Here is a 7,601-nt window from a genome sequence, read left to right as displayed (position 1 = left end):
ACGCGCGCGGTCAGGGCGGTGCCTGGGCGGGCGGGGGCGCGACCCCCGACCCGGTCGGCAGCGGTCCGGCGCATCCGGGTTTCCTCACCCGGGGCATCGAGGACAAGGACACCTACGTCTACCGGCGGGTGTTCACCGACGCCGTCCGTGCCGTCGACGCGCTGCGCGCCCGCACCGACCTCGTCGACCCGGACCGGGTCGCCCTGGTCGGCCCCAGCCAGGGCGGCGGCATCGCCCTCGCGGTCGCCGGACTGGTGCCCGGCCTGGCGGCGGCCCACTTCCAGTCGCCGTTCCTCTGCGACATCCGGCACGCCACCCGGCTCACCTCCGCCGAGCCGTACGCCGAGATCATCGGCTATCTGGGCGCCCGCCGGGACCTGGTGGAGCAGACCTTCGACACCCTCGGCTACTTCGACGGACTCGCCTTCGCCCGCCGCGCGAACGCCCCGGCCTGGTTCTCCGCCGGGCTGCGCGACGAGGTGTGCCCGCCGGTCACCGCGATCGCCGCCTACCACGCCTACGCCGGCCAAAAGGAGCTGCGGCTCTGGGAGTTCAACGGCCACGACGCCGGCGGGCCCGAGGACCTGGCCGTCGCACTGGGCGCGTTCGGCGCCCTCCTCAAGACGTCGTCCCATCCGCTGGTGCAGCCGTCCCCCGCACCGACCGCGTCATCCCGAAAGAAGGAACAATGAGAAGAATCAAGGGAGTTCGAAAGACGGTCGCGCTGGGCGCCACGCTCACGCTGGCCGCGCTGCTCTCCGCGTGCTCCAACGGCTCCTCCGCCGCCGGCGGTTCCAAGACCGTCAACTGGTGGACCTGGGACGACAAGCAGGCCGCCGCGTACAAGGTGTGCGCCACGGACTTCGAGAAGGCCAATCCCGGCACCAAGGTGAAGATCACGCAGTACAACGTGAACGACTACTTCACCAAGCTGACCGCCGGATTCGTGGCCGGCAGCGCGCCCGACGCCTTCCAGAACAGCGTCCAGTTCTTCCAGGCGTACGCCTCCCAGCACCAGTTGCTGGCGATGGACGACTACATCAAGAAGGACAAGTTCGACCTGTCGCGGTTCTCGGTCGGCGTGGACGCCTGGAAGTTCACCGACGGCAAGCAGTACGCCCTGCCCCTGGACTGGGCGGCGGCCGGCCTCTACTTCAACGACGACGCCGTCAAGAAGGCCGGATACACCGAGAAGGACGTCGACTCGCTCAACTGGAACCCCGACAACGGCGGCACGCTGGGCAAGATGATCGCCCACCTGACCATCGACACCAAGGGGCGCCGCGGCGACGAGAAGGGCTTCGACAAGTCCCGCGTCAAGACCTACGGCTACGGGGAGATCGCGGCCAAGGACTTCATCGGCCAGACCACCTGGAGCCCGCTGGTCAGCACCACGGGCTGGCGGCTGGGCGACAAGGCCAGCTGGCCGACAGAGTTCAACTACTCCGACCCGCGCTTCGTGAAGACCATGGACTGGATCCGCTCCCTGACGGACAAGGGCTACGCGCCCAAGATCGGGCAGTTCACCGACAGCGTCAGCGACGTCGACCTGCTCTCCTCCGGCAAGGTCGCGATGGAGACCGGCGGTTCGTGGGAGGCCTCGACCTTCGTGAAGATCCCCGGCCTCAAGGTCGGCATCGCGCCCACCCCCTACGGCCCCGACGGCAAGACCAGGTCGGTGCTGAGCAACTCCAACGGGAACAACATCTGGGCCGGCACCAAGAACCCCGACCTGGCCTGGAAGTGGGTCTCCTACATGGGCAGCGAGGCCTGCCAGTCCAAGGCCTCCCTGACCGGCACCTTCTTCCCGTCGATCCCGGCCTCCATGGACGCCTCGGCCAAGGCACTGGCCAAGACGGGCGTGGACCTGTCCGTCTTCACGGACATGATCAAGGACAAGGTTCTCTACCCGTCCCCGGTCTACGGCAACGGCGCGGCTCTCCAGGACGCCCTGCAGCCGCTGTTCCAGGGCTACTTCGCCGGGCAGAAGAGCGACTCCGTCTTCACGGACATGCAGAAGCAGAGCAAGCAGCTGCTCGCCAAGAAGTGACCCCACCACCCCTCCGCACTCCCTGTCCGACCGCCGGACGGGCCCACTGAGCCGGGCCCGTCCGGTGGAGCCGGACGATCGGAAAGGACTCTGCATGTCGGACACCACGGCGCGGATCCACATCCTGCGCGCGGCGGGCACCGCCCTCGTCGTGGAGCTCACCGAACCGGTGCCCAGGGTGCTGCACTGGGGCGCCGACCTGGGCGACCTCCCACAGGACGCCCTGGCCGCGCTCGCCCTGACCGGCGAACCCGCCGTGCTCAACAACTCCGTCGACGTCCCGCGCCGGTTCACCGTCTGGCCCACCGAGGCCGACGCCTGGTCGGGCACCCCGGCCCAGGAGGGCCATCTCGCCGGCGCGTTCGCCGCACCCCGGCTGACGCTGACCGACAGTTCCTACCAACCCCGGGCGGCGGGCGGGGAGTTGACCCTTCACCTCACCGACCCCGGAACCGGACTCGACGTCACCCTCTCCTACCGTCTGGAGCCCTCCGGAGTACTGGGCGTACGGACCACGCTCACCCGTCGGCCGGACGCAGACCCGGCGCCGTACGACCTGGCGCACATCACGACGCTGCTGCCGCTGCCGCGCCGGGCCTCGGAGGTCCTCGACTTCACCGGCAAGTGGAGCCGGGAGCGCTCACCCCAGCGGCAGCCGCTGGGCTTCGGCACCCATGCCCGTGAGGTGCGGCGGGGCAAGCCAGGACTGGACTCGCCGTACGTCATGGCGGTGGGCGTGCCCGGATTCGGCTTCCGCGACGGGGAGGTCTGGGCCGTTCACGTGGCCTGGAGCGGCGACCAGCGGTATCTGGCCGAGCAGTTGCCGGAGGGCGCGGGCACCCATGCGGCGGTGCTCGGCGGCGGCGAACTCCTGCGGGCCGGGGAGATCCGGCTCGCGCCCGGCGAGTCGTACACCGCTCCGGTCTGTCACTTCGCCTGGTCCGGCCAGGGCCTGGACGGGCTAGCCGACCGCTTCCACACCCTGCTCCGGGCCCGCCCCGCGCATCCTCGCGGCCCCCGCCCGGTGATCCTCAACAGCTGGGAGGCGGTGTACTTCGACCACGATCTGGACCGGCTGCTACGGCTGGCCGACCGGGCCGCCGAGGTCGGTGTCGAGCGGTTCGTGCTGGACGACGGCTGGTTCCGGGGCCGTCGTTCGGACGACGCCGGGCTCGGCGACTGGACCGTCGACCCGGTGGTGTGGCCCGAGGGGCTGACCCCGCTGGTGGACCATGTGCGCTCGCTCGGCATGCAGTTCGGGCTGTGGGTGGAGCCGGAGATGATCAACCTGGACTCCGACCTGGCCCGCGAGCATCCCGACTGGGTGCTGGGCCCCGCCCGTGGGGTCGGCCCCGCGGCACGTCATCAGCATGTGCTGGACCTGGCAAACCCCGATGCCTGGCAGTACCTGTTGGACGCGCTGGACGCGCTGGTGGAGAAGTACGCCATCGCCTATCTCAAGTGGGACCACAACCGGGAACTCCACGAGACCGTGCACTCCGCCGCCGACCGTCCGGTGGCACACGCCCAGGTGGTGGCCCTCTACCGGCTGATCGACGCGCTCCGGGAACGCCATCCCGCGCTGGAGATCGAGAGCTGCGCCGCCGGTGGCGGACGGGTCGACCTGGGCATCCTGGAACGGACCGACCGGGTCTGGGCCTCGGACTGCAACGACCCGGTGGAGCGCCAGACCATCCAACGCTGGACCGCGCAGCTGCTGCCCCCAGAACTGGTCGGCACCCATGTGGGCCCGCGCACCAGCCACACCACGGACCGCGTCAGCTCCGATCAACTCCGCCTGACCACAGCCCTGTTCGGGCACGCCGGCATCGAACAGGACCTCACCCGCTGCTCCCCCGAGGAACTCGCCCGGCTCACCGCCTGGACCGCGCTCCACCGTGAGCTGCGCCCGCTGCTCCACGGCGGTCGCACGGTCCGCGCCGACCTCGCCGACGACTCGACACTGCTGCACGGAGTCGTCGCCTATGACGGTTCGGCCGCGCTGTACTGCTGGGCGCGGCTCGCCACCTCCCCCGAGGGCCAGTACGGGCGAGTGCCGTTGCCCGGCTTGGACCCCGAGGCGACCTATCGGGTGCGGGTGCGCGCCGAGCTGGGCCGGCCGTCGTTCCACGAGGTGGCGGAACCCGCCTGGCTGCCCACGGCCCTCGACGACCGCCTGTCCCTCCCCGGCTCCGTACTCACCCTCGCCGGCCTGCCCCTGCCGAACCTCAACCCCGAGCAGGCCCTGCTCCTCGAACTCACGAGGACGGCCCGCTGACCGCACGCGGCGAGGCGTGCGGTCAGCGGGGCCGTCTGCCCACGGTGAGCAGATGGCCGCTGGTGCCGAGCAGGGTGGGCTCGCGCTCGATGTGGCGGCTGGCTGTCAGGACGGCCTCGCGCCGGTCCGGGTCGTCCAGCCAGTCCTCGATGCCGCCCATCAGCCAGGCGACGCCTTCGAGGCCGTACTGGCCCTCGACGGTGAGCGCCGCGTCCGCGAACTCCTCGGGGGCTTCGTGCGGTTCGGCGAAGTAGGCGGTCGTGAAGTGGCCGCCGTCCTCGGAGTCGTGGCGGCCCTCCTCCATCTCGCGGTCGATCCGCTCGCGGTGCCAGGCGGTGAAGTACAGCTCCTGTCTGAGCATGTCGTGCAGCCCCGCGAAGCGGTTGATGGTCGCCGCGACCACCAGTCCACCCGGCCGCGCCACTCGGCACGCCTCGGTCAACGCCCGTACGCGGTCCGCCCGTTCGGGCAGGTGATAGAGCGGCCCGAGCAGCAGCACCACGTCGTACGACGCGTCTTCGGCGGGCAGCGCCCTGGCGTCCCCGGTGCGGGCGTCGACCCCTGACAGTCGGCCCGCCTGTTCCACGTGTAGCGGTACGGGGTCGACGAGTTGGACCTCGTACCCGTCGCGCGCGAGCCACTCGGCGTGGATTCCGCTGCCTCCGCCGACGTCCAGCACCTGCGCGGGGGCCGTCGGCAGCAGGCGCCGCAGTACGTCCTGGGTCCGCCAGAACTCCAGCCGGTCGGAGCCCTGTCTGAGGCGGCCGTCCTCCTCACCGCGGGCGTAGTAGGCGAGGATCTCCTCGCGGACGGCAGGGCCTTGTGCGCGTGTCGTCTCGGTCATCGCCCCAGACTGCGATCCGGCGTGTCCGGCTCGCAACGGGATTCCGGCGCGCGGGCCGTCACGAGTCCCGACTCGTAGGCGAACACGACGAGTTGGGCCCGGTCGCGGGCACCGAGCTTGGTCATGGCCCGGCTGATGTGGGTCTTCGCCGTGAACGGGCTGATGACCATGTGGGCGGCGATCTCCTCGTTGGTGAGGCCGCGCGCGGCCAGGGCGGTGACCTCGCGTTCGCGGCGGGTGAGGTGCTCCAGGCCGGTGGCGGTGCAGCGGTCGGGGGGCCGGGAGACGAACTCGCCGATGAGGGTGCGGGTGATCGACGGGGAGAGCAGGGCCTCGCCACCGGCGACGATCCCGATCGCCTGGAGCAGGTCCGCCGGATCGGTGTCCTTCAGCAGGAAGCCACTGGCCCCTGCCCGCAGCGCCTCGAAGACGTACTCGTCCAGGCCGTAGTTGGTGAGGATGACGACCCGGACCGCGGCGAGGGCGGGGTCGGCGGCGATGCGGCGGGTCGCCTCGATACCCGTCATCACCGGCATCTGTACGTCTATCAGCGCGACGTCGGGCAGTTGCGCGCGGACGAGGGCGACGCCCTGTTCGCCGTTGGCCGCCTCGCCCACCACCTCGATGCCGTCCTCGGCGTCGAGAAGGGCGCGGAAGCCCGCGCGCATCAGCGCCTGGTCGTCCACGACCACGACCCGGATCATCCCGCCTCCCCCAGCGGCAGTTCGGCCCGTACCGCGAAACCGCCCTCCGCGCGCGGGGCGGTGTGCAGGGTGCCGCCCAACGCCGTGACGCGCTCGCGCATGCCGGTGAGACCGATGCCCGGCTTCGGCGGACAGCCCGGGTCGGCCGCCCCGTCGTCCTCCACCCGTATCGTCAAGTCGTCGTCGCCGTAGTCGAGTTGGACGCTGACCTTGGCAGGGCCCGCGTGCCGGGCCGCGTTGGTCAGGGCCTCCTGGACGATGCGGTACACCGCGCGGTCCACCGTCGCCGCGAGGGGGCGCTCCTCGCCCGTCACCGCGAGTTCCACGGCGAGGCCCGCCGCGCAAGCCCGCTCGACGAGCAGTTCGGGGGTTCCGGTGGGCTCCTCGGTGGTGCGCAGGATCTCCAGGGTGGCCCGCAGTTCCCGCATCGCCTCGCCGCCCGCCTCCTGAATGGCGAGCAGTGCGGGCGGCACCTCCTCACCGCGCTTGCGGGCGAGGTGGACGGCAACGCCCGCCTGGAGCTTGACGATCGAGATGCTGTGGGTGAGGGAGTCGTGCAACTCCCGCGCTATGCGCAGGCGTTCCTCGCCCGCGCGGCGCAACGCGACCTCCTCGCGGGTGCGTTCGGCCTCCAGGGCGCGCTGTTCGGTCTGGCGCAGATACGCCTGCCAGTTGCGGTCGGCGAGGCCGGTGACGACCGCGCACAGGAACCAGCCGGCGATGAGCGCGGTCCGCTCGACCACCTGCTGGGTCGTCGGCCCCGTCGCGAAGTACGCCGCCAGGAACAACCCACCCGCCCCGGCCGCCCAACCGCGGTGTCCCGCGCGGGCCGCCGTGTGCATCGCGGCGAGGACGGGCAGACCGGCGATCGGCCCCGGATGGGCGTGCAGGACGTAGGCCGCCTCCCCCACCGTGGCCACGGCGAGGACCGCGCGCGGAACCGTCTGGTAGAACGCCAGGGCCGCCGAGGCTAGCGCGACGAACGCGTAGTCGACGGCGGTGGTGTCCGGGTCGAAGGCGGCTACGGCCATGACGAGGGCGCCGATCACGACCGCGAGGGAAGCGTCGGCGAGGCGCCTGCGTGGGGTCACATCGACCGGGTACCCGCTCATGCCAGCACACTAGGCCGCCGCGCCGACACCGTCGTCAGCCCTGTGGACAACTCCTGGACTACTCCCCACGCAGTACTTCCCGGGCCCGCGCCACCCGGCCGACGCAGCGTCAACTCCCTTCGACCGTACGACGACCGGGGGCACCCGGGCAGCGCACGCTGCTGCCATGCCCACACCCTTCCGTCACACCCGGCCCCCGTCGCCGCAGTCCGCCACCGGCCGCACCGCCGAGGTCTTCGAGCAGATCGCCGTCGACTTCGGGATCGCACGCCCCCCGACCTTCGTGGTCCTGTCCTGCGCACCCGAACTCCTGGCGCCCGCCTGGGCGTTGATGCGGGAGTCGCTGATCGCGGGCGACGGCAGCCGCACCGGCAAGGAGCTGGCGGCCCTCGGTGTCTCACTCGCCAACAAGTGCCCGTTCTGCGCGGACGCGCACACCGTCCTGCTGCACGCCACCGGCGACCACGCCCTCGCCGAGCACCTGGCCCGCGGCGGCACACCGGAGGACGCGGAGCACGCGCGCGTGCTCGACTGGGGCCGCCGCACCCGGGTCCCGGGTGCGGCCCTGGCGCCGTACCCGTTCCCGCCCGAGCAGGCACCCGCCTACCTCGGC

7 protein-coding genes are annotated in these 7,601 nt (G+C 71.6%); 4 read left to right on the top strand and 3 right to left on the bottom strand.

What is annotated here, in order from left to right:
• The 3 genes from R6V09_RS40995 to R6V09_RS40985 all read left to right on the top strand — a co-directional run.
• On the top strand, positions 1–692 hold a 692-nt coding region (locus tag R6V09_RS40995; RefSeq protein WP_317886576.1), incomplete at its 5' end, for an acetylxylan esterase.
• On the top strand, positions 689–2,050 hold the full coding sequence (locus R6V09_RS40990) for an ABC transporter substrate-binding protein (protein ID WP_317886575.1): 1,362 nt from the start codon (positions 689–691) through the stop codon (positions 2,048–2,050). The genes R6V09_RS40995 and R6V09_RS40990, both read left to right, overlap by 4 nt.
• Positions 2,051–2,144: 94 nt before the next feature.
• Positions 2,145–4,328, top strand: coding sequence for an alpha-galactosidase (locus R6V09_RS40985; RefSeq protein WP_317886574.1), 2,184 nt, complete (start codon positions 2,145–2,147; stop codon positions 4,326–4,328).
• Positions 4,329–4,350: 22 nt separating this feature from the next.
• Here R6V09_RS40985 and R6V09_RS40980 read toward each other — a convergent pair whose 3' ends face one another.
• From R6V09_RS40980 to R6V09_RS40970, 3 genes are read right to left on the bottom strand one after another with little or no spacing between them, the layout of a single operon-like run.
• A complete protein-coding gene (locus tag R6V09_RS40980; protein ID WP_317886573.1) occupies positions 4,351–5,172 on the bottom strand; it encodes a class I SAM-dependent methyltransferase in 822 nt (273 codons plus the stop codon).
• On the bottom strand, positions 5,169–5,876 hold the full coding sequence (locus R6V09_RS40975; RefSeq protein ID WP_317886572.1) for a response regulator transcription factor: 708 nt from the start codon (positions 5,874–5,876) through the stop codon (positions 5,169–5,171). Before R6V09_RS40975 ends, R6V09_RS40980 begins: the two co-directional genes overlap by 4 nt.
• Positions 5,873–6,988 (bottom strand): sensor histidine kinase, encoded by a 1,116-nt coding sequence (locus R6V09_RS40970; RefSeq protein ID WP_317886571.1) that lies wholly within the window; start codon positions 6,986–6,988, stop codon positions 5,873–5,875. Before R6V09_RS40970 ends, R6V09_RS40975 begins: the two co-directional genes overlap by 4 nt.
• Before the next feature lie 166 nt (positions 6,989–7,154).
• Between R6V09_RS40970 and R6V09_RS40965 the strand changes: the two genes are divergently transcribed.
• The coding region (locus R6V09_RS40965) for a carboxymuconolactone decarboxylase family protein (RefSeq protein ID WP_317886570.1) at positions 7,155–7,601 on the top strand (447 nt) is incomplete at its 3' end.

The organism is Streptomyces sp. W16, assembly GCF_033194735.1.
Lineage (GTDB): Bacteria > Actinomycetota > Actinomycetes > Streptomycetales > Streptomycetaceae > Streptomyces.
This window is presented reverse-complemented; position numbering and strand designations above follow the sequence as displayed.